Annotated in this window: 16 protein-coding genes; 7 read left to right on the forward strand and 9 right to left on the reverse strand. The window is 61.8% G+C overall.

Annotated elements, in window-relative coordinates; all coding sequences use genetic code 11:
• The first annotated feature begins 14 nt into the window (after positions 1-14).
• Positions 15-4,688, forward strand: a complete 4,674-nt coding sequence (locus tag NP534_RS03065) for a dermonecrotic toxin domain-containing protein (protein WP_274097736.1) — start codon at positions 15-17, stop codon at positions 4,686-4,688.
• Positions 4,689-4,693: 5 nt separating this feature from the next.
• On the opposite strand, the gene NP534_RS03070 is transcribed toward NP534_RS03065, so the two are convergent.
• The 4 genes from NP534_RS03070 to gpmI all read right to left on the reverse strand — a co-directional run bounded on the left by NP534_RS03070 (position 4,694) and on the right by gpmI (position 9,859).
• Complete coding sequence (locus tag NP534_RS03070) at positions 4,694-5,461, reverse strand: divergent polysaccharide deacetylase family protein (protein ID WP_274097737.1); 768 nt, start codon at positions 5,459-5,461, stop codon at positions 4,694-4,696.
• 8 nt (positions 5,462-5,469) lie between these two features.
• Positions 5,470-6,786 (reverse strand): S41 family peptidase, encoded by a 1,317-nt coding sequence (locus NP534_RS03075; protein ID WP_033701976.1) that lies wholly within the window; start codon positions 6,784-6,786, stop codon positions 5,470-5,472.
• Positions 6,787-6,878: 92 nt separating this feature from the next.
• Positions 6,879-8,183 (reverse strand): murein hydrolase activator EnvC family protein, encoded by a 1,305-nt coding sequence (locus tag NP534_RS03080; protein WP_033701975.1) that lies wholly within the window; start codon positions 8,181-8,183, stop codon positions 6,879-6,881.
• A 140-nt stretch (positions 8,184-8,323) separates the two neighbouring features.
• Positions 8,324-9,859, reverse strand: coding sequence for a 2,3-bisphosphoglycerate-independent phosphoglycerate mutase (gpmI, locus tag NP534_RS03085; protein ID WP_274097738.1), 1,536 nt, complete (start codon positions 9,857-9,859; stop codon positions 8,324-8,326).
• 206 nt (positions 9,860-10,065) lie between these two features.
• Here gpmI and NP534_RS03090 point away from each other — a divergent pair, with 206 nt between their 5' ends.
• Genes NP534_RS03090 through secB form a run of 3 tightly spaced genes read left to right on the forward strand, consistent with a single transcriptional unit; the run spans position 10,066 to position 11,260 of the window.
• Positions 10,066-10,479 carry a rhodanese-like domain-containing protein gene (locus tag NP534_RS03090; protein ID WP_274097739.1) on the forward strand — a complete coding sequence of 138 codons (414 nt, stop codon included), beginning with the start codon at positions 10,066-10,068 and terminating at the stop codon, positions 10,477-10,479.
• A 1-nt stretch (position 10,480) separates the two neighbouring features.
• Positions 10,481-10,735 (forward strand): glutaredoxin 3, encoded by a 255-nt coding sequence (gene grxC, locus NP534_RS03095; protein ID WP_033701970.1) that lies wholly within the window; start codon positions 10,481-10,483, stop codon positions 10,733-10,735.
• A 39-nt stretch (positions 10,736-10,774) separates the two neighbouring features.
• Positions 10,775-11,260 (forward strand): protein-export chaperone SecB, encoded by a 486-nt coding sequence (secB, locus tag NP534_RS03100; protein ID WP_167064543.1) that lies wholly within the window; start codon positions 10,775-10,777, stop codon positions 11,258-11,260.
• Positions 11,261-11,416: 156 nt separating this feature from the next.
• On the opposite strand, the gene trmL is transcribed toward secB, so the two are convergent.
• On the reverse strand, positions 11,417-11,878 hold the full coding sequence (gene trmL / locus NP534_RS03105) for a tRNA (uridine(34)/cytosine(34)/5-carboxymethylaminomethyluridine(34)-2'-O)-methyltransferase TrmL (protein WP_274097740.1): 462 nt from the start codon (positions 11,876-11,878) through the stop codon (positions 11,417-11,419).
• On the opposite strand from trmL, the gene NP534_RS03110 reads away from it, so the two are divergent.
• Complete coding sequence (locus tag NP534_RS03110) at positions 11,877-12,314, forward strand: hypothetical protein (RefSeq protein WP_274097741.1); 438 nt, start codon at positions 11,877-11,879, stop codon at positions 12,312-12,314. The two genes, trmL and NP534_RS03110, sit on opposite strands and share 2 nt — an antisense overlap.
• Positions 12,315-12,612: 298 nt before the next feature.
• Here NP534_RS03110 and ntrC read toward each other — a convergent pair whose 3' ends face one another.
• The 4 genes from ntrC to glnA form a co-directional block, all read right to left on the reverse strand.
• Complete coding sequence (ntrC, locus tag NP534_RS03115; protein ID WP_033701965.1) at positions 12,613-14,049, reverse strand: nitrogen regulation protein NR(I); 1,437 nt, start codon at positions 14,047-14,049, stop codon at positions 12,613-12,615.
• The gene (gene glnL / locus NP534_RS03120; RefSeq protein ID WP_033701964.1) at positions 14,046-15,131 is read right to left on the reverse strand and encodes a nitrogen regulation protein NR(II); all 1,086 of its coding nucleotides are present in this window, start codon (positions 15,129-15,131) and stop codon (positions 14,046-14,048) included. The genes ntrC and glnL overlap by 4 nt, the downstream gene beginning before the upstream one ends.
• Positions 15,132-15,398: 267 nt before the next feature.
• Entirely contained in the window at positions 15,399-15,941 is a 543-nt protein-coding gene (locus NP534_RS03125) for a chorismate mutase (RefSeq protein ID WP_274097742.1), read from the reverse strand.
• Positions 15,942-16,089: 148 nt separating this feature from the next.
• Positions 16,090-17,496: a type I glutamate--ammonia ligase gene (gene glnA, locus NP534_RS03130; RefSeq protein ID WP_033701962.1), complete on the reverse strand. Its 1,407-nt coding sequence runs from the start codon at positions 17,494-17,496 to the stop codon at positions 16,090-16,092.
• Positions 17,497-17,968: 472 nt separating this feature from the next.
• On the opposite strand from glnA, the gene thiI reads away from it, so the two are divergent.
• Together thiI and typA are read left to right on the forward strand one after the other, a co-directional pair.
• On the forward strand, positions 17,969-19,423 hold the full coding sequence (thiI, locus tag NP534_RS03135; protein WP_033701961.1) for a tRNA uracil 4-sulfurtransferase ThiI: 1,455 nt from the start codon (positions 17,969-17,971) through the stop codon (positions 19,421-19,423).
• A gap of 128 nt (positions 19,424-19,551) precedes the next feature.
• Positions 19,552-21,328: translational GTPase TypA (gene typA / locus NP534_RS03140; protein WP_274097743.1), on the forward strand; the 1,777-nt coding region annotated here is incomplete at its 3' end.

Genomic DNA, 21,328 nt, shown 5'->3' on the forward strand with positions numbered 1-21,328 from the left:
AGGAGGCCCTGGGCATGTCCAGTTCCGACACTTCGACATTCGATTTCAAACGCGCCGCTGCCCTGCAGTTCGGCGACCGTCCAACCCTGCGTCAGGTCGTCAGCGAGCAACTGCTCGCGCTGTTGCTGAGTGAGCTGCCATGGCTGGCACTCGTCGAGCCTACCTTGCCGTCTGCCGACGCGCTGATGTTGGACAGCCCTGACCCTTCCACACCTTACTGGTCCACTGAGCCGCTGGTCGACAGGGTGCTGCAGGCCATGCTCCAGACCAACTCGGTCGACCTGGAGCCTGTCGATGGGCGCCACCATAACCTCGGTTTGGTCGATCCGTACCGGTTCGCCGGTTCCGACAGCGCGTTCGACACCCGGCAGCTCAGTGGCTTGACGGGCCCGATCAATGACCTGATCGAACAACTGCCGCAGCACTTTTGCCAGGCGCAGCTCGACTATTGGCGCAGCCAGGGCAGCAGCGGTGCAAGCCGTGATCAGTGGCTGCAGTTGCTGTTGAAAACAGCTGTGCTGCGCGGCCTGCCGTTGCAAGGCCTGGATGCGCAAGAGCAAGCCTGCATCCGTGGCCTGATACGGGGCGGTCGTGACCAACCGGCGGTGAGCTTCGTGCAAACCCGGCTGACGACGGGCTCCGGGCATTGGGATGAGACGCTGTGCCATCTGCTGATCACCGGCGAATGGGACGAACGGCAGGTCGTGTTGTGGTGCGCCCCTTCTGGCAATGTGCGAGGTTTTCCATCCTTGGCCGCGTTCGCCCTGGCCCTGCGTGACGAGCTTGCACAGCGCTACAGCTTCGATGGCCTGTCATGGCAACGCTACCCGGTCGAGGGCAATGTATTCGCTCAGCAAGTCGGGCTGCTGCTCGAGACGCTGTTCACTCAGGTCGACAGGGTGCGCTATGGGCAGTTGGCCGATGTCGCGGCACTTGAGCGGCTGTTTGCTCAGATGAGCGACCCCGCACAGTGGTTCGACCGTTACCCCAACGATACCCCGGCGGTCGAGCTTCCGCCTGGCCTGTCGCTGAGCGACGGTGATGACAGCATGGCTTATCACGCAGGCTTGCTGCAGCTCGCGCTCGACCAGCTCGACGCTGAGAGTATCCCAGCCTTGGATGGCATCCAGGGCCTGGCCGACTACACCCGTCAGCGGCTGAGCGAGCAGATGCGCCTGGCCTACGCCGATGACACATCCCCGGACGATCTGATGTTGCAGTTCTTCGTGGCCCGTGGGGTACCGGGTGGCGCCGGAACGGGCACAGGGGGCGGCGAGCCGTTGGTACGCGAAGGCGAGAAGACCCTCACCGAATTCGCCATGGGCAACCTCGGTGCACTCAGGGGTGCCTCGGTGCTGCGTATCCGGTGCGCCAACGGTGCAGACGTCCCTGCCTGGCTGGATGCCGACGCAGTCAATCAGTTGGTGAGGCAGATCGATATCGGTGGCAATTACCCGGCGTACGTTGCCCGCCAACTGGACGACCCGCTGCAGCGGGCACAGCGCGTCAGGCGATTTGGCCGGGAATGGCGCAGCGCCCTGCGGTTCAGCGCGCTGACCAGCAAGCTTGAAGGCAAGCTCACGGATGCCGGCTTGCAGTGTGTGGTTGATTTCTGCGCCGGCCATGTCGACCCGCAAACTCCTCGCATGGCGCTGATGCCGCTGGCATTCAGGCGCCAGCCTCACTCCGGGCAACATGACAACGTGCGTGGCATGTATGTGCTGTTCTGCGTCGAGCCGTCGCGGGTGCTGTTCTATCGCCCTTTGTACAGGCAGGACACGCTGCGGGAATACGCAAGCCTGGCGGCGTTGCTGGAGCACATCCAACAGTCCCCCTTGTTGCAAGTGAGCATTCTGGATTGGCTGGACCCCCAGGTTCGCTCTATCTATGACCATGGTGGGTTCCGCGAACCGCATGTCACGAGTCTGGGGCCGGACCCTTTCACCCTGCCTGAGAAGCCTGAGCCACCCGTCATCGATCCGCAGCTGTGGGTCAGCGATATCGACGACAAACTCTACAACGCCAACCGCGACCTGCTCGTCGAGCTGGCGGACATGCAATCCACCTCCAATGCAGAGCGCCGTTGGCAAACCCTGTGCCAGGGCGCTTGGCTGCTGTTTGACCTGGCCACCCTGGCGCTGCGCGGCCCGGTGGCCAGCGTGGCGTGGCTGGTACAACTGCTGACGTCGCTGGAAAACGACCTGCTGGCCCTCGAGCAGGGTGGGGAATTCGACCGCTCCGCCGCCATCGCTGACTTGCTGCTGAACCTGGGGATGGTGTTGCTGCATGCGCGGCAACCCAGCCTGCAGCTTGGTGTGGCCGGGCAGCCCCCCGGCGCAGACCAGTTCGAAGGCCCTGCCGCGCAACGCGGGGCATTTGCCGAAGTGTCGGTGGCGCCTGCCACTGAAGTAGAAGCGGCGATTGGCGCGCTGGCAGCGCTGCCTAAGCGTCAGCTTGACTTGAGCTGGCGCGGCAACCACGGGTTCAACTGGCTACCGCCTGCGCAGCGGCAGGCGCTGCGGGCCATGCGGGTGGACACTGCACTGGATGAGTCGAACTTGCAGGCAAGTGGCGATACTGAAGGTTTGTATCGAGTCCAAGGGAGACTCTACGCGGCCATGGGGGGCGATGCTTACCCCGTTGAAGTGGGCCCGGACGGTGTGCGAGTGATCGACTCTAAAGGCGGGTATGGGCCATGGCTGGCCTGCACGCTGGGTGTTTGGCGAGTGAATACTGCGTTACGCCTGGTTGGCGGAATGAGGCGGGGCGGCACGCGGGCGCAACTGGCCCAGCGCTTTGATAAACTGAGGGAGTCTGCCGACAGCCTCAATGGCAAGGTGAACAGTGCGACGGCGCAGTTTGGAACGGTTGGAACTGAAATCACGGAGCTGCAACACAAAGTCACCCAGCTCAAGACCTTGCGCGCAAGGGCACAGGCCAGGGTGGACGCCGCTGTCAGTGACGGTGAGCGGGAAGCTTCCCATGCTCTCATCGGGCAGTACGCTGTGCGTATCGCTGAGTGGGAGGCGCAAATCGTCACTAAGCGCCAAGAGGCGGTCGGGTACCTCGAAGAGGCTGTTCAAAGTGACAAAGCTATACAAAGTATTCTTGAAACCCTGTTCGAGCCCAAGTTCGCCAGCGCTCGGAGCGGTTGGGAAGAGGTCATTTCAGAGCAGCGGCGCACTGTTCTGATCAATCAGATCCGTAACAGCGATTTCATCCTCAATGAGTTGTGGAACCTGGCGGATTACCCTGGGCTGGATCGCATGCAAGCCAGGCTCGATGGGCAGCCGCTGGTGCAGGTGCTCGAGCCCTATCGAGCATTGCGTCGTAAACTCGAATATGTAGTGGGTCTTCAAGACCGCATACTCGCCGCCTACGAGCGCCTGGACGAGCTGTTGCCGGGTGCGCCTGGCGATCTGGTAATCAGCAGTCCCATTGAAATGCACAGTCGCACCGTTGACTCACTCATTGCCCTGCGCAAATTCAGCACAGTGCAGTTCCGTTTCCATCACGCGATGAACCTGGCGGACCTGGCGCTGCACCTGGACGTCACCACCAGCCAGCGCAAAGTCGCCCGGTTCAGGGAGGAGTTTGCGGGGGCCGCCTTGCGCAATGCGGCCGGCGCTCATGGCGAGCTCGATTTCGCCAACCTGCCGGTGGAAGACCGCGTTGTCATCCTTCAGGAAGCGTGGGACGAGTACGCCGAGGCGCTGGTCAACAGCGCACGCATCCGCAGTGATGGCGGGGCGCTGGTCGAAGTCTCGATGACCGACCGGTACCGCACCCAGCTGGAAAAACTGAAGCGCGATGCCGGTCGTCGCCTGGTCGAGGCCATCAAAGAACAGGAAGGCGCAAACGTGCCGCCGAAGCGGGCGGCCTACTTTGTTTCGAGCGAGCCGCAACGGGCGGTACGAAACGCCGAGGGGCAGACACTCATCGGTACCGAGCGCGATGACGACGGGCAAAAAGTGCTTGAGGTGCGTGAACCTTTCAGCGGCGTCGTACTGGCCGTTTTCGACTGGGAGCATGGCCAGTGGCGCGAGCGTGTGACTGAGGAGGTTCTGCTCGAACCGCAGGCAGAGCCCGCTGATACGGCCATGCGCGTGCAGACCTTGCTCGATGAAAACGACGAGCTGAGCCTCAAGGCGCAAGCGTATATCGACAACGACCTGAAGGGCCTTCGGCTGGCACGGCTGTTTGAGCACCAGATTGACAAGCTTGGCCGCGAGGCGACATCGCTGGGTGAGGAGGGCGCAAACCCCGCCTTGATAAAAAGCCTGGAAGCGGCCTCGGACCGGCTTCGAGCGGAGAAGAACCTCAAGCTGACCACGCTTTACACCAATACACACTACCCCAGCGCTGAAGCATTGCAGTTCTTGCATGAGCAACGCTTGCTCAAGGTGGAGTATGTCAGCCCCAGGCAGGTCATGAGCAATGGCAGTACCTTCGACGAGTACAAGATCATGCGTCTGGCGCAACCTGGAGCAAACTCGGGGCGGCCATTGTGGGTGGCGCATTTCCATATGCGCTCGGCTGATGCGCTTGCCCGGGAGTTCACCCAGGGCCACCTGAAAACGTGGAGCCAGCGCCGCTTGAGTGGCCGTGAAGAAGCTGCCGCGAGCATTCGTGTACACCGCGGCAAGCTGACCTTGGAGCAGGCGAGCGGCATCATCCCGTTCGACTGAGGGGCTCAGCGGTTGCTGTAACGGCCATGCTTGCCGTGGGCAGGCATGGCCTGGTTGCCACGCTCGGCGATCATCTGCGCAAGGCCGATCAGCACGATGCCTTCTGCCTTCAGCCGGGGCAGTTCGCGTTCCAGCACCTGCAGTGTCTGCGGGTAGGGGTGGCCGATCAACACGGCGGAGCCTTGCCGCCGGGCAAGCTCAACCCCCTGGCGCAACTGGCGGTCGATTGCCTCGACGGTGCGCTCGTCATCGAGGAATACATCACGCGAAACGTGCGCCAGGCCAACGGCCTGCGCCTGGGCCGCTGCCACCGTGGCTGCACTGGTACGGCTATCGACGAAGAACAGATGCCGCCGTTGCAGTTCACCCATCAGCCAGGTCATCGGGTCCCGCTGGGCCGTCATTCGGCTGCCCATGTGGTTGTTGATGCCAGCGGCGTAGGGCACCTTGGCCAGGGCCGCATCCAGGCGGCTGGCCAGTTCGGGCAGCGGCAGGCCGGGGTGCCAGGCGTAAGGGCCGGTGGCAGGGTCCATGGGCATGTGCAGGATCACCGTCTTGCCGGCCTTGTGCGCCTGGCGGGCGAAGTCAGTAGCGTGCGGGGTGTCGGGCATGATCGCCATCGTGACCGGGCCGGGCAGGGCAAGCGTGCGGTTGTCGCGCTCGCTGCTTTGGCCCAGGTCGTCGATGATGATGCTCATGTAGGCCTTGTTGGCCGGCGCCGCTTGGGCGACGCCAGCCAACAGGCAAAACAGCAGACACAGCAGATAGCGCATCGGCTGGATCATTTGCCCGAGGTGATGTTCAGGCCCTTGAGCAGGCTCAGCGCCTGGCTCAGCTGGAAGTCATCATCTTGCGGGCGTTCCTTGCGCTTGCTGCTGCCGGTTGGGCGGTCGGCGCCGCCGTTGCCGTTGCCCAGGTGACCTTGCAGGTCGGCTTCCTTGAAGTTGTCGGTGTCGACCTCGGCGGTGAGCTTGGCCGGGCGCACCTCGATGTCGGGCACGATGCCCTGGGCCTGGATCGAACGGCCGTTAGGGGTGTAATACAGTGCGGTGGTGAGCTTCAGGGCGCGGTCGTTGGCCAGCGGCAGCACGGTTTGCACCGAGCCTTTGCCGAAGCTGTCGGTACCCATGAGCACCGCCCGTTTCTGGTCTTGCAGGGCGCCGGCGACGATTTCCGAAGCCGAAGCACTGCCGCCGTTGATCAGCACCACCAGCGGTACACCTTCACTGGCATCGGCCGGGTCGGCGGAGAAGCGCAGTTCGGAGTTGGCGATACGGCCCTTGGTGTAGACGATCAGGCCCTTGGTCAGGAAGTGGTCGGCCACTTCTACCGCCGACTGCAGCACGCCGCCGGGGTTGTTGCGCAGGTCGAGCACCACGCCGCGCAGTTTCTTGCCGTTGTCCTTGCGCAGCTTGGCCAGGGCCTTGCCCACTTCGTCACCGGTCTTGACCTGGAACTGGGTGATACGGATGTAGCCGTAGTCGTTTTCCAGCAGTTGGCTCTTGACGCTCTTGACCTGGATCACTGCGCGGGCGAGGGTCACGTCGAACGGGTTGCCGCCGTCACGTACCAGAGTCAGGGTGATCTTCTCGCCGATCTTGCCGCGCATCTTGTCGACCGCTTCGGTCATGGTCTGGCCCCGGGTCGGTGCGCCGTTGATCTTGACGATCAGGTCACCGGCCTGCACACCGGCCCGCGAAGCTGGGGTGTCATCGATGGGCGAGACCACCTTGATGAAGCCGTCTTCCTGGCCAACTTCTATGCCCAGGCCACCGAATTCGCCGCTGGTGCTCTCTTGCAGCTCCTGGAAGTCTTCGGGGCCAAGGTAGGCCGAGTGCGGGTCCAGGTTACTGAGCATGCCCTTGATGGCGTTTTCCAGCAGGGTCTTGTCGTCCACAGGCTCCACATAGGCAGCCTTGATGCGGTCCATGACCTCGGCGAAGGTGCGCAGCTCCTCCAGTGGCAGCGGCGCCTTGGCCGTCACCTCGGTGGCCGGCACCGCGGCTGGCTTGGCCGGCTCTGCGGCAGTGGCCAGGGGCGCACCGACCGCCAGGGCGATGGACAGGGCCAGCTGGGTGAGACGAGGCGAGTGCAGCATGTCGAACGAACTCCTGATCCTGTTGGCGCTCCTTGAGGAGCATCGGCGCAGCATTCAGGCTACGCCGTAAAAAGGTGAACTGGGTTGCAACCCTAACCTCTGCACCACTGCGAAGGGTCGGTAGGCCGGCCCTGCTGGCGGATGGCGAAGTACAAGCCTGCGCTGTCCTGGCCACCGCTGTCACCCACGGTGGAAATGGCGTCGCCGGCCTTGACGATGTCGCCGGCGCTCTTGAGCAGGCTCTGGTTGTGACCGTACAGGCTCAGGTAACCATTACCATGGTCGAGAATGACCAGAAGTCCAGCACCGCGCAACCAGTCGGCAAACACCACGCGGCCGCCGTGTACGGCGCGTACTTGAGTGCCTGGGTTGGCGCTGATCATCACCCCGTCCCATTTGGCGCGGGCGTCACTGCCGCGTGCATCGCCGAAGCGTGCCAGCAATCGACCATTGACGGGCCACGGAAGTTTTCCCCGCGCAGCAGAAAATGCGCCGCCGTAGTTTGCGCCATCGCTGGACACTATCGGGCCAAGGGTGGTGCGGGCTTTTTTCGGCGGCTCTGCGGCCTCGCGGGCGTCATTGCGTGCAGCGGCGGCGGCCAGGGCTTCCTGCTGGCGGCGTTTTTCCGCCTCCTGCTGGGCCAGCAGGGCTTTCTTGCGCGCTTCCTCGGCTTCACGGGCTTGGCGCGCCAGGGTTTCCTCGATGGTCTTGAGGACTTTGCCAAGGTCGGCCTGGTCCTGCTCGCGGGCCTGCAGCTTCTGGTCGCGGTCTTTCATGTCGCTGTTGAGCTTGGCCAGTACTTGCTGGCGCTTGCTGCGTTCGGTTTCGAGCGCCTGGCGGCGGCTGTCGAGGTCGCCGCGCTGGGCCAGCAGCTGCGCTTGCTGGCGGCCGATGTCCTGTTCGACATTGGCCAGTTGGCGCAGGGTCTCGTTGAAGGTGCGCAGTTGTTCCAGGCGCGCCTTGCTCAAGTAATCGTAATAGGTAAGGGTGCGGGCGAATTTCTCGGGGTTCTGCTGGTTGAGCAGCAGCTTGAGGTATTCCTCGCGGCCGTTCTGGTAGGCGGAACGGGCCTGGATGGCGATCAGTCGCTGTTGTTCAACGCGGGCGCTCTGGAGTTTTTTTTTCTCGGTATCAAGGCGCTCCAGCTCGCCCTCGGTCTTTTTTAGTTCTTGTTGCAGTGCCTCCACCTGCTTTTCGAGATCGCCGATGTCGGTCTCGGTGGACTTGAGGTCTTTCTGCACGCCCGACTTCTCTTCCTGGAGCTTGCCCAGCATCTTTTTGAGCTCGGCGATGTCCTGGCGGGTGGCGTCCAGTTGTTGCTGGGTCTGCGCACGCTCATCGGCGAACGCCGGGCTGAGCAGGCAAGACAGGGCGAGTAGGATCAGGGCGCGAAGCATGGGGTTGGGCGTACCAGGGATGGAGACTGGCCTAGTATGCCCGCGCGGGCCTGCAAAAAAAACGCCTCGCGGCAGATGCGGCGAGGCGTTTGTCTGGAATTCATCGGTAAAGGGGCTGCAAAGCGGCCCCGATACACCGATCAGGCATCGACCAGAATCGACGTCCCGGTCATTTCCACAGGCTTTTCCAGCCCCAGCAATTGCAGCATGGTCGGCGCCACGTCGGCCAGCACGCCGCCTTCGCGAACCTTGAGCTTGCGCTTGCCGACATAGATGAACGGTACCGGCTCGGTGGTGTGGGCGGTGTGCGCCTGGCCGGTGCATTCGTCTTCCATCTGTTCGACGTTGCCGTGGTCGGCGGTGATCAGTGCCTCACCGTCGACCTTTTCCAGCGCCTCGACGATACGCCCGACACAGGTATCCAGCGCTTCGACCGCCTTGACCGCAGCCTCGAATACGCCGGTGTGGCCGACCATGTCGCCGTTGGCGTAGTTGACCACGATCACGTCGTAACGCTGCTGCTCGATGGCTTCGACGATACGGTCGGTGACTTCAGGCGCGTTCATCTCCGGCTGCAGGTCATAGGTGGCGACCTTCGGCGACGGGATGAGGATGCGCTCTTCGCCTTCGAACGGCTCTTCGCGGCCACCGGAGAAGAAGAACGTGACGTGCGCGTACTTCTCGGTCTCGGCGATGCGCAGCTGGGTCTTGCCGTTCTTGGCCAGGTACTCGCCCAGTACGTTGTTCAGGCTGGAAGGGGCAAAGGCGGCCGGGGCCGGGATTTTCGCCGAGTACTGGGTCAGGCCGATGTAGGCCGCCATCTTCGGCAGGCGCGCACGGGGGAACTCGTTGAAGTCCGGCTCGACGAAGGCACGCGACAGTTCGCGGGCGCGGTCAGCGCGGAAGTTCATGAAGATCACCGCGTCGCCGTCTTCGACCTTGACGGCCTCGCCAATGCGCGTGGCTTTGACGAATTCGTCGTTCTCTTCACGGGCATAGGCGGCTTCCAGGCCGGCGAGGGCGGTCTCTGCGGTGTAGTCGGCAACGCTGTCGACGATCAGGTTGTAGGCAGCGGCGACGCGGTCCCAGCGGTTGTCGCGGTCCATGGCGAAGTAGCGGCCGATGAGGCTGGCGATGCGGCCCTTGCCGAGCTTGGCGAAGGTCGCGTCGAGCAGTTCGATGGACGACTGCGCGCTGCGTGGCGGCGTGTCGCGGCCGTCGAGGAAGGCGTGCAGGTAGATTTTTTCGGCGCCACGCTGTGCGGCCAGTTCGGCCATGGCGATCAGGTGGTCCTGGTGGCTGTGCACGCCACCGTCGGACAGGAGGCCGAGGATGTGCACGGCCTTGCCGGCACCGGCCGCCTTGTCCACCGCGCCGGTGAGCACCGGGTTGCGGAAGAACTCGCCATCACGAATGGCCTTGGTGACGCGTGTGAAGTCCTGGTAGACGACACGGCCGGCACCGAGGTTCATGTGGCCGACTTCGGAGTTGCCCATCTGCCCGTCCGGCAGGCCCACATCCATGCCTGAACCGGAAATCAGGCCATGCGGCCGTGTGGCGCGCAGGCGGTCATAGACCGGTGTGTTGGCGGCAAAGATGGCGTTGTATTCGGGGCTTTCGCTGTGGCCGAATCCATCCAGGATAATCAGGACCAGGGGTTTGGGCGTACTCGTCATCAATCAAACTCACGGTTGTTCAAAGATGATAAAGACACGCATTTTAGGGCAAATGCGCCATCAGCGGCGAATATTCGTCCTATCCCTCGACCGGCGCGGCCACGCTGACAGGGCCAAGGTGCTTTTCCGGCCGGCCGGTCGGGCTTTGGTGGCACTGGGGTGCTGTGTATACTGGCCGGCATTTTCAATCGCCTGGAACACCGCTGATGGTTGCTCACCTGATTCAATTCGCGACAGATCACTACATCCTGGTTGCGATCTTCGTTGTTCTGCTGGTCCTGTTGCTCATCAATGAAGTCCGCCGTGGCGGCCAGAGCCTGAGCAATGGCCAGCTGACCGCTCTGGTCAACGCCGACAAGGCCTTGGTCATCGACATCCGTACCGCCAAGGAATATGCCGCGGGCCACATCGTCGGCGCGGTGAACATCCCGCAAGACAAACTGGTCAGCCGCATGGCCGAGCTGGAAAAACACAAAGAGAAGACCCTGATCATCGTCGATGCGATGGGCCAGCAGTCCGGCACGCTCTGCCGCGAACTGCTCAAGGCTGGTTTCACCGCTGCCAAGCTGAGCGGTGGCGTTTCCAGCTGGAAAGCCGATAACCTGCCCCTGGTGAAGTGATATGAAGCCCGTCATCGTTTATTCCAGCGACTATTGCCCCTACTGCATGCGCGCCAAGTACCTGCTCGAGAGCAAGGGCATTGCGTTCGAGGAAATCAAGGTCGATGGCAAGCCGCAGGTTCGTGCCGAAATGAGTCAGAAGGCAGGCCGTACTTCGGTGCCGCAGATCTGGATCGGCAGTACCCATGTCGGTGGATGCGATGACCTCTATGCCCTGGAGCGCGCGGGCAAGCTCGACGCGCTGCTGGCGGCCTGATTTGCACTGCATTCAAAAACATTAGGATAAGGATCTGCCATGACTGACCAACAGACCAACGGCGCAGCTGCCGAAGACAACAGCCCTCAGTTCTCGCTGCAGCGCATCTACGTGCGTGACCTGTCGTTCGAGGCCCCGAAAAGCCCGCAGATCTTCCGCCAGCAGTGGGAGCCGAGCGTTGCGCTGGACCTGAACACCAAGCAGAAAGCCCTGGAAGGCGACTTCCACGAGGTGGTGCTGACCCTGTCGGTAACCGTCAAGAACGGTGACGAAGTGGCCTTCATCGCCGAAGTACAGCAGGCTGGCATCTTCCTGATCGCCAACCTCGACGCGGCTTCGATGAGCCACACCCTCGGCGCGTTCTGCCCGAACATCCTGTTCCCTTACGCCCGTGAGACCCTGGACAGCCTGGTGACCCGTGGTTCGTTCCCAGCGCTGATGCTGTCGCCGGTCAACTTCGACGCCCTGTACGCGCAAGAGCTCCAGCGTATGCAGGAAGCGGGCGAGACGCCCACCGTTCAGTGATGACGGGCGGTTAGTAAAAAGGCGACCTTCGGGGTCGCCTTTTTATTGCTCTGTTGCCTGGTCCGGCCTCTTCGCGGGCAAGCCCGCTCCTACAGGGGTACTACTAAAACCTGTGGGAGCGGGCTTGCCCGCGAAGAGGCCAGAGCAGGCAATGGGTCAGCTTCCGGCAAACCCGTTCTGCCGCCAGGCCTCATACACCGTCACCGCCACGGTATTGGACAGGTTTAGACTGCGGCACCCCGGCCGCATCGGCAGGCGCAAGCGCTGCTCGGGCGGCAGGCTGTCCAGCACGTCGACTGGCAAACCGCGGCTTTCGGGGCCAAACAAGAAGGCATCGCCCGGCTGGTAGGCGACTTCATGGAAGGGGTGCGAGCCCTTGGTGGTGAAGGCGAACAGCCGAGGGTTGCCCAGACTTTCCAGGCATCCGGCCAGGCTCTCGTGGCGCTTGAGCGTGGCATACTCGTGGTAGTCCAGCCCCGCCCTGCGCAGGCGCTTGTCATCCAGCTCGAAGCTGATGGGCTCGATCAGGTGCAGGTCGCAACCGCTGTTGGCGCACAGGCGAATGATGTTGCCGGTATTCGGCGGAATTTCTGGTTGAAAAAGGATGACGTGAAACATGCACGGCTCCAGGCGTGAAGATGACGAGCATTCTACCCCTGAACCGGACCTGCGTTCGAAGGCCTTCCCGCGGGTAATGCTTTCGCTGGCCATTGTCGGCCTGATGGTGGGCCTGATGATCGGCCGCCTGACCACCCCTGATGAGCGGGTGCTGGAACAGGTCGTGGTGGTGGAGGACGGGCTCGACCTGTGGTTCAACGAAGAACCCAAGCTGCACGGCGAAAACGTTGAAGGGACGGTTGCGGTGCTGTTCGAGGCCCAGGGCAAGGCCCAGCGAGGGCAATTGTACCTGCAGGGCAAGCCGGTCGGCTGGCGCGTGCAGAAAAGCGAGGAAGGGTTGTTGCTGACGGTGGTTGCCGCGCGTCCCCTGCACGGTGATTGGGCTGGTGCAGAGGACGCTGGGCGTTGGCGTGTGCAGGTGAGGCTGCACGAATAAAAGAGGGGATGTCCCGGCCTGCCTGTACCAGGGTCCCCAAAACTTGCGCTGCTGCAAATAAAAGTGGGGTTTTCCCGGCCTGCCTGTACCGAGGACCCCGAAACTGGGAGATACAGTACTTATTGCAGGGGGCGTGCCAGTTTTGCAAAACCCGGAAACATTGGCTTTCAGGGCTTTTTTGCCAGGATTTGAGGGTTTTTGTGCCTTCAGGCGGTGCAGGGGGCACAGGATCGGTGCATGGGGCTTGAAATGTTGAGGGCTGCAAAGCAGCCCCCGGATGTCATGGCCTACCTATGACTCAATGCTCTTCGCTGTCGTCATCATCCCCGCCGGCGACATTCATCCCCAGCTCCTTGATCTTGCGCGTCAAGGTATTGCGCCCCCAGCCCAGCAGAAGCGCCGCATCCCTGCGCCGCCCGGCGGTATGCTTGAGCGCGGTCTCGATCATGATCCGTTCAAAGCTGGGCACCGCACTGTCGAGCAGATTGGTCTGGCCCCGGGCCAGTGCCTGGTCGGCCCACTGGCGCAGCGCCTGCTCCCAATTGGTTACGGGGGCCGCGTCCTGCGGCAGGTTCAGCAGCTCTGGCGGCAGGTCACCAATCAGCACTTCACGGCTGGAGGCCATTACGGTGATCCAGCGGCAGGTGTTTTCCATCTGCCGCACGTTGCCCGGCCACGGCAGGTTGCGGATGAACTCTTCGGTCTCCGGCTTTAGCAGCTTCGGCTCCACGGCCAACTCCTGGGCCGCGCGGGCGAGGAAGTGGCGGGCGAGGGCGGGGATGTCTTCGCGGCGGTCGGCCAGGCGCGGTATATGAATGCGGATCACGTTGAGGCGGTGGAACAAGTCCTCGCGGAACTTGCCCGCCTGCACCAGCGATTCCAGGTTCTGGTGGGTGGCGGCAATGATGCGCACATCGACCTTGACCGGCACGTGGCCGCCAACCCGGTAGAACTCGCCATCGGCCAGTACGCGCAGCAGGCGGGTCTGGGTATCGGCGGGCATGTCGCCGATCTCGTCAAGAAACAGCGTGCCGCCATCGGCCTGCTCGAAGCGGCCACGGCGCAAGTTGGCGGCACCGGTGAAGGCACCTTTCTCGTGACCGAACAGCTCGGACTCCATCAGGTCCTTGGGGATGGCTGCCATGTTCAGGGCAATGAACGGTGACGCCGCACGCGGGCTGTGCCGGTGCAGCGCATGGGCCACCAGCTCCTTGCCGGTGCCGGACTCGCCGTTGATCAGTACCGTGATGTTGGAGTGGCTCAGGCGCCCGATCGCGCGGAACACCTCCTGCATCGCCGGCGCTTCGCCGATGATCTCCGGCGTGCGGGCCAGGGCCTGTGGCACATCCAGGCCTTGCTGCTCCTGGGCATGCTGATTGGCGCGCTTGACCAGCGACACCGCCTCGTCGACGTCGAATGGCTTGGGCAGGTATTCGAAGGCACCGCCCTGGTAGGACGCCACGGCACTGTCGAGGTCGGAATGGGCGGTCATGATGATGACCGGCAGGCGCGGGTGCTGCTCGCGAATCTGGGCCAGCAAGTCGAGGCCACTGGTACCGGGCATGCGGATATCGGAAATGATCACATCCGGCTGCTGGCGTGCCAGGCGGCCCATGACGCCATCGGCGCTGTCGAAGCTCTGGGTGGTCATGCCTTCTTGTTGCAGGGCTTTTTCCAGGACCCAGCGGATGGAGCGATCATCGTCGACGATCCATACGGTTTCACTTCGGCTCATGAGGCGGTGGCTCCTTGTTCCAGAGGCAGGTAGATCGAAAAGGCGGTATGGCCTGCATGGCTTTCACATTCGATCAAGCCTTGGTGCTGGCTGATGATGTTCTGGGTGATGGCCAGGCCCAGCCCGGTACCGTCCGGGCGGCCACTGACCATGGGATAGAAGAGGGTGTCTTGCAGTTCCGACGGGATGCCCGGGCCGTTGTCGATGATCTCGACCCGTGCCACCAAGCGATGCCGCACGTGGCCGATGGTGAACTGGCGCAGGGCACGGCTGCGCAAGGTGATGCGGCCCAGGCGCAGCTCGTTCTGCGAGCTGATCGCCTGCATGGCGTTGCGCACGATGTTGAGCACCGCCTGGATCATCTGCTCGCGGTCGATCAGCACATCTGGCAGGCTCGGGTCGTAGTCGCGCACCAATGTGATGCACCCCTGGCTTTCGGCCTCCACCAGGCTGCAGACCCGCTCCAGCACTTCGTGGATGTTGGTCATGGCCAGCGAGGGCAGCTTGTTCGAGCCGAGCATGCGGTCGACCAGGTTACGCAGGCGGTCGGCCTCTTCGATGATCACGTTGGTGTAGTCGCGCAGGCCGTCTTCGGGCAGCTCGCGGGCCAACAGTTGCGCCGCGCCACGGATGCCGCCGAGCGGGTTCTTGATTTCGTGTGCCAGGCCACGCACCAGCATTTTGGTGGTTTCCTGCTTGCTCAGCTGGGCCTCTTCCTTGGTGATGCGCAGCAGCCGGTCGCGCGGGTGCACCTCCAGCAGCAGCAGGGTCTGGCCCTGGTGCAGAATGGGGGTGACGGCGTAATCGACGGTGATGGTCTGCCCGGTCAGCGAGGTCAGTTGCGCTTCGCGCTTGGTGAACGGGTGCGCCTGCTCGACCGCTTGGCGCAACGAGCTGAGCGCTTCGGTCGATTCGGTGAACAACTCGCTGATGAACTGCCCGTGGCTGCGCTGGCCGCTGACGGCCAACAGCATTTCCGCGGCCGGGTTCATGTATTCCAGGCGCAGCTCGGCATTGAGCAGGAGCGTGGCAGTGGTCAGGTTGTCCAGTAGCAGACGGTGCTGTGCATCGCTGATGGTCATAAGGCGTCGTTGACCTCTTTTTGCGCTTGCCTGGCAGAAGTGGCCAGAGCTGGGCGCGCTGTGGATCCGCTGATGCGAGACTCTGTGCTTTCAAGAAATGCAAGAAACAAACCAAGGCTCCGAAAAGAAGCGGATTTGCCTGAGAAAGCCCTGGATTTGCGCTTATTCGGACCAGAAAGCGCTGTTCGAGCGCTCATTACGACCCGTTTTGGGCCGCAGGACAGAGCACTCGTAGCTGTTATGCACCAATATAGAGCATTGCTGTGTTCAACGTTTAGGGCACAGCTGCCCGGTAGCGCGAACCATGGCGAGGTGGTGTAACGGGTCGTTGGTATGGCTGATCAAGGCATCAGCAAGTTTGTGCGCGCAATCGGCCGGGGGGTGTTGGTCAAATCGACCCAATTCGAACAGCAGGGTGGCCTGCAGTTTGTCCAGGCGTGGGCGCAGTTGATCAATCAGGTCCAGGGGCTCAGTTGGCGGCCTTTGTCCCCGTAGGGTCCAGCGGTCGAGCAAGGCGTATTGAATGAGTTTGTTGGCCTCTATCTGGTCGCTGAAGAAGGCGGCGGCACGATCAGCATTGATGTCATAGCTTTCAGCGTGTTGACGAACACGGGTGATGACCTGTCTTTCGCGTTCAGGCGCCTCCACCGGCAATTGGTGATCCCACTTGTGCCGCGCAACCGAGCTTGCCAGGTCCAGGCGGTGCTCGATATGGGCAAGCAGTGGGTTGAACTCAGGTTGGGAGGGGGGCGCAGCGCTGCAACCGAGGAGTGCGAGCGAACAGCAGAGCGAGGGGAAGGCAAGGCGCATGGTGTTCTCCTTATTGATGGAGACTTGATTGTGCGCAGTCGGTCAGGTTCTGCTTGTAGGAGGTGTCTGATTTGGCCAGCGATAAACAAAAACGGCCTCCCGAAGGAGGCCGTCTTGGTGATGTCATCGGCGCCAGGCGCCAATCAGATCAGCAGCTGTAGTACAGCTCATATTCCAGCGGGTGTACGAAGGTACGGACCTTGATCTCTTCTTCGCTCTTCAGCTCGATGAAGGCATCGATGAAGTCGTCGGAGAACACGCCGCCCTTGGTCAGGAACGCACGGCCTTTGTCCAGCTCTTCCAGGGCTTCTTTCAGGCTGCCACAAACCTGCGGGATGTCCTTGGCCTCTTCAGGCGGCAGGTCGTACAGGTTCTTGTCGGCAGCATCGCCTGGGTGGATCTTGTTCTGGATGCCGTCCAGGCCAGCCATCAGCAGGGCCGCGAAGGCCAGGTACGGGTTGGCCGATGGGTCCGGGAAGCGCGCTTCGATACGACGGGCCTTCGGGCTGCCGACGTAAGGAATGCGGATCGAGGCGGAACGGTTGCGCGCCGAGTAGGCCAGCATGACCGGGGCTTCGAAGCCTGGGACCAGACGCTTGTAGGAGTTGGTCGACGGGTTGGTGAAGCCGTTCAGGGCCTTACCGTGCTTGATGATGCCGCCGATGAAGTACAGGGCGGTGTCGGACAGGCCGGCATAGCCTTCACCCGAGAAGGTGTTCTTGCCGTCTTTCCAGATCGACATGTGCACGTGCATGCCCGAGCCGTTGTCGCCGTACAGCGGCTTAGGCATGAAGGTGGCGGTACGGCCGTAAGCGTCGGCAACGTTGTGCACGACGTATTTCAGGGCCTGTACTTCGTCAGCTTTCTTCACCAGGGTGTTGAACTTGACGCCGATTTCGTTCTGGCCGGCAGTCGCCACTTCGTGGTGGTGAACTTCAACGGTCTGGCCCATTTCTTCCAGTGCGTTGCACATGGCAGTACGGATTTCGTGGTCGTGGTCGAACGGCGGAACTGGGAAGTAGCCGCCTTTCACGCCTGGACGGTGGCCTTTGTTGCCGCCTTCCACGTCAGCGCCGGTCATCCACGAGCCTTGCTCGGAGAAGATCTTGAACATCGAGCCGGAGATGTCCGAGTGGAACTTCACTTCGTCGAAGATGAAGAACTCAGGCTCCGGGCCTGCGAATACGGTGTCACCGATGCCGGTGCTCTTGAGGTACTCTTCGGCGCGCTTGGCGATGCCGCGCGGGTCGCGATCGTAGCCCTGCATGCTCGACGGGTCGACGATGTCGCAGGTGATGATCAGGGTCGGCTCTTCGGTGAACGGGTCCAGCACGGCGGTGTCGTCGACCGGCATCAGGATCATGTCGGAAGCTTCGATGCCTTTCCAGCCAGCGATGGAGGAACCGTCGAACATCTTGCCGACTTCGAAGAAGTCTTCGTCCAGAGCGTCACGCGCTGGCATGGTCACGTGGTGCTGAATGCCTTTGGTGTCCGTGAAACGCAGATCAATCCACTTGACGTCATGATCTTTGATGAGTTGAACCGACTTCGACATGTTGTCCTCCGGATGGTCTAGAGCGCGGTGGGCCGCTGCCCTGGAAAAAGGGGTGTTGCCGGGCGCGGATAGTCGGCCAAGCTTACCTGCCTCACAAGGGAGCAAATTGCATGCCAGTGCCCGAAAATGGCGAGGGCGAGATAAAAGGGGGCGTTTACGGGCATTAACTGAGGGTGGATGACCGAAAAACGCACCCATTAGAGGCAAGAAAACAGCTTGTCGCACCATGTTGGTGCGCCGGTGGAGGGTGGTGCTTTGTTTGAGGGCCTGTTGACGGGTAAAGCCGCTGCCACAAGCCAAATCGACCCCTGCGGGGGTAGGTGTACCCGCGAAAGGCCCGGGGCAGGCGGCGCAAATACTGACTCTGGCCACATCGGCAAACCTTCTGTACAAAAGTTGGTCAAATCCTGAGCAATTTCCGCTATAATTCGCGCCCCTCATTTTCGGCAGGCCCTGCGCGCGCTGTTAACCAATGAAACTTATCGTCAAAGTCTTCCCAGAAATCACCATCAAGAGCCGGCCGGTGCGCAAGCGCTTCATCCGTCAGCTCGGCAAGAACATCCGCAACGTGCTCAAGGATCTCGATCCTGAGCTCGCGGTCGATGGTGTCTGGGATAATCTCGAAGTGGTCACCCGCGTCGAGGACGAAAAGGTCCAGCGCGAAATGATCGAGCGCCTCACCTGCACCCCGGGTATCACCCACTTCCTGCAGGTAGAGGAATACCCGCTCGGCGACTTCGACGACATCGTCGAGAAGTGCAAGCAGCACTTCGGTCATCTGCTGGCGGGCAAGCACTTTGCCGTGCGCTGCAAGCGCGGCGGCCACCATGACTTCACTTCGATGGACGTCGACCGCTACGTCGGCAGCCAGCTGCGCCAGCAGTGTGGCGCCGCTGGCATCGAGCTGAAGAACCCGGAAGTCCTGGTGCGCATCGAAATCCGCAATCAGCGCCTGTATGTGATCCACAACCAGCACCAGGGCATCGGCGGTTACCCGCTGGGCGCCCTGGAGCAAACCCTGGTACTGATGTCGGGTGGCTTCGATTCCACCGTGGCGGCCTACCAGATGATGCGCCGTGGCCTGATGACCCACTTCTGCTTCTTCAACCTCGGCGGCCGTGCCCACGAGCTGGGCGTGATGGAAGTGGCCCACTACCTGTGGAAGAAGTACGGCAGCAGCCAGCGCGTGCTGTTCATCAGCGTGCCGTTCGAAGAAGTGGTCGGCGAGATTCTCAACAAGGTCGACAACAGCTACATGGGCGTGACCCTCAAGCGCATGATGTTGCGCGGAGCTGCCCATATGGCCGACCGCCTGCAGATCGAAGCGCTGGTCACCGGCGAGGCGATTTCCCAGGTCTCCAGCCAGACCTTGCCGAACCTGTCGATCATCGACTCGGCGACCGACAAGCTGGTACTGCGCCCGCTGCTGGCCAGCCACAAGCAGGACATCATCGACCAGGCCACCGAAATCGGCACCGCCGATTTTGCCAAGCACATGCCTGAATACTGCGGCGTGATCTCGGTAAACCCGACCACCCACGCCAAGCGCCACCGCATGGAGCATGAAGAAAAGCAATTCGACATGGCCGTGCTGGAGCGCGCCCTCGAACGCGCCAAGTTCATCTCGATCGACCACGTGATCGACGAGCTGGGCAAAGACATCGAGGTAGAAGAAGTTCGCGAAGCGCTGCCTGGCCAGATCGTCATCGACATCCGTCACCCCGATGCTCAGGAAGACGAACCCTTGGTGATCGAGGGCGTCGAAGTCCAGGTGATGCCGTTTTATGCAATCAATAGTCGCTTCAAGCAGCTGGATGAAACTCGCCAGTACCTGCTGTATTGCGACAAGGGTGTGATGAGCCGTCTGCACGCACACCACCTGCTCAGTGAGGGACATGCCAATGTGCGTGTTTATCGTCCGGCATAAGACGCCAGGGCTGTATGGCGGCAGCATCCGCCATCGCCCTCCCGACCGCCGGCCCTGCTGAGCCTTATACCTTACATATTGGTCGCCTAGACTAGGCGGCAACCGAATCCTCTGATCGAGATACACTTGTGATCGAAAATCTGCGTAACATCGCCATCATCGCCCACGTTGACCATGGTAAAACCACGTTGGTCGACAAACTCCTGCGTCAGTCCGGCACTCTGGAGCGTAACGAGCTCAACGACGAGCGCGTCATGGACTCCAACGACCAGGAAAAAGAGCGCGGTATTACCATTCTGGCGAAAAACACCGCCATCAACTGGAACGGCTACCACATCAACATCGTCGACACCCCCGGCCACGCCGACTTCGGTGGCGAGGTTGAGCGTGTAATGTCGATGGTCGACTCCGTGCTGCTGCTGGTCGACGCCCAGGACGGCCCTATGCCGCAAACCCGCTTCGTGACCAAGAAGGCCTTCGAAGCCGGCCTGAAGCCGATCGTCGTGATCAACAAGGTCGACCGTCCGGGCGCGCGTCCTGACTGGGTTCTGGACCAGATCTTCGACCTGTTCGACAACCTCGGCGCTACCGACGAGCAGCTGGACTTCAAAGTGGTCTACGCCTCGGCCCTGAACGGCATTGCCGGTCTGGACCACGCCGAAATGGGCGAAGACATGACTGCCCTGTACCAGGCTGTCGTCGACCACGTTCCAGCCCCAGCTGTTGACCGTGACGGCCCGTTCCAGATGCAGATCTCCGCACTGGACTACAACAGCTTCCTGGGTGTGATCGGTGTTGGCCGTATCGCCCGTGGTCGCGTCAAGCCTAACACCCCGGTTGTCGCCATCGACGCCGACGGCAAGAAGCGTAACGGCCGTATCCTCAAGCTGATGGGTCACCACGGTCTGCACCGCGTCGACGTCGAAGAAGCCCAAGCTGGCGACATCGTCTGCATCAGCGGTTTCGACGAGCTGTTCATCTCCGACACCCTGTGCGACCCGACTGCCGTTGAGGCGATGAAGCCGCTGACCGTTGACGAGCCTACCGTTTCGATGACCTTCCAGGTCAACGACTCGCCGTTCTGCGGCAAGGAAGGCAAGTTCGTCACCAGCCGTAACATCAAGGACCGTCTGGACAAAGAGCTGCTGTACAACGTTGCCCTGCGCGTTGAAGAAACCGACTCCCCAGACAAGTTCAAGGTCTCGGGCCGTGGCGAGCTGCACCTCTCGGTACTGATCGAAACCATGCGTCGCGAAGGCTTCGAACTGGCCCTGGGCCGTCCGGAAGTCATCATTCGCGAAGTAGACGGCGTCAAGCAAGAGCCGTTCGAGAACGTCACCATCGACATCCCTGAAGAATCGCAGGGCAAGGTCATGGAAGAAATGGGTCTGCGTAAAGGCGACCTGACCAACATGGTCCCGGATGGCAAAGGCCGTGTACGCCTTGAATACAACATCCCGGCGCGTGGTCTGATCGGTTTCCGTAACCAGTTCCTGACCCTGACCAACGGTGCAGGCATCCTGACTTCGATCTTTGATCGCTACGACACCGTGAAGTCCGGCCACATGTCCGGCCGTCAGAACGGCGTACTGGTTTCGGTCGAAACCGGCAAGGCGCTGACCTACTCGCTGGAAACCCTGCAGGCGCGTGGCAAGCTGTTCGTCGAGCACGGTCAAGAGATCTACAACGGTCAGATCGTCGGCCAGAACAGCCGCGACAACGACCTGGGCGTCAACCCTACCAAGGGCAAGAAGCTCGACAACATGCGTGCTTCGGGTAAAGACGAAGTCATCGCTCTGGTTCCACCTGTTCGCTTCACCCTGGAACAGGCTCTGGAATACATCCAGGAAGACGAGCTGTGCGAAGTAACGCCGAAGTCCATCCGTCTTCGCAAGAAGATCCTGG

This window comes from Pseudomonas sp. 39004, from assembly GCF_028682155.1.
GTDB classification, from domain to species: domain Bacteria; phylum Pseudomonadota; class Gammaproteobacteria; order Pseudomonadales; family Pseudomonadaceae; genus Aquipseudomonas; species Aquipseudomonas capeferrum.

What these genes read in the sequence shown, in the direction of transcription:
- glnL (WP_033701964.1), bottom strand. Translation starts at nt 15,131, where the DNA reads ATGACCATCAGCGATGCACAGCACCGTCTGCTACTGGACAACCTGACC.
- NP534_RS03080 (WP_033701975.1), bottom strand. Translation starts at nt 8,183, where the DNA reads ATGCTTCGCGCCCTGATCCTACTCGCCCTGTCTTGCCTGCTCAGCCCG.
- NP534_RS03075 (WP_033701976.1), bottom strand. Translation starts at nt 6,786, where the DNA reads ATGCTGCACTCGCCTCGTCTCACCCAGCTGGCCCTGTCCATCGCCCTG.
- NP534_RS03065 (WP_274097736.1), top strand. Translation starts at nt 15, where the DNA reads ATGTCCAGTTCCGACACTTCGACATTCGATTTCAAACGCGCCGCTGCC.
- NP534_RS03110 (WP_274097741.1), top strand. Translation starts at nt 11,877, where the DNA reads ATGCACGGCTCCAGGCGTGAAGATGACGAGCATTCTACCCCTGAACCG.
- secB (WP_167064543.1), top strand. Translation starts at nt 10,775, where the DNA reads ATGACTGACCAACAGACCAACGGCGCAGCTGCCGAAGACAACAGCCCT.
- trmL (WP_274097740.1), bottom strand. Translation starts at nt 11,878, where the DNA reads ATGTTTCACGTCATCCTTTTTCAACCAGAAATTCCGCCGAATACCGGC.
- gpmI (WP_274097738.1), bottom strand. Translation starts at nt 9,859, where the DNA reads ATGACGAGTACGCCCAAACCCCTGGTCCTGATTATCCTGGATGGATTC.
- NP534_RS03090 (WP_274097739.1), top strand. Translation starts at nt 10,066, where the DNA reads ATGGTTGCTCACCTGATTCAATTCGCGACAGATCACTACATCCTGGTT.
- thiI (WP_033701961.1), top strand. Translation starts at nt 17,969, where the DNA reads ATGAAACTTATCGTCAAAGTCTTCCCAGAAATCACCATCAAGAGCCGG.
- NP534_RS03070 (WP_274097737.1), bottom strand. Translation starts at nt 5,461, where the DNA reads ATGCGCTATCTGCTGTGTCTGCTGTTTTGCCTGTTGGCTGGCGTCGCC.
- NP534_RS03125 (WP_274097742.1), bottom strand. Translation starts at nt 15,941, where the DNA reads ATGCGCCTTGCCTTCCCCTCGCTCTGCTGTTCGCTCGCACTCCTCGGT.
- glnA (WP_033701962.1), bottom strand. Translation starts at nt 17,496, where the DNA reads ATGTCGAAGTCGGTTCAACTCATCAAAGATCATGACGTCAAGTGGATT.
- grxC (WP_033701970.1), top strand. Translation starts at nt 10,481, where the DNA reads ATGAAGCCCGTCATCGTTTATTCCAGCGACTATTGCCCCTACTGCATG.
- ntrC (WP_033701965.1), bottom strand. Translation starts at nt 14,049, where the DNA reads ATGAGCCGAAGTGAAACCGTATGGATCGTCGACGATGATCGCTCCATC.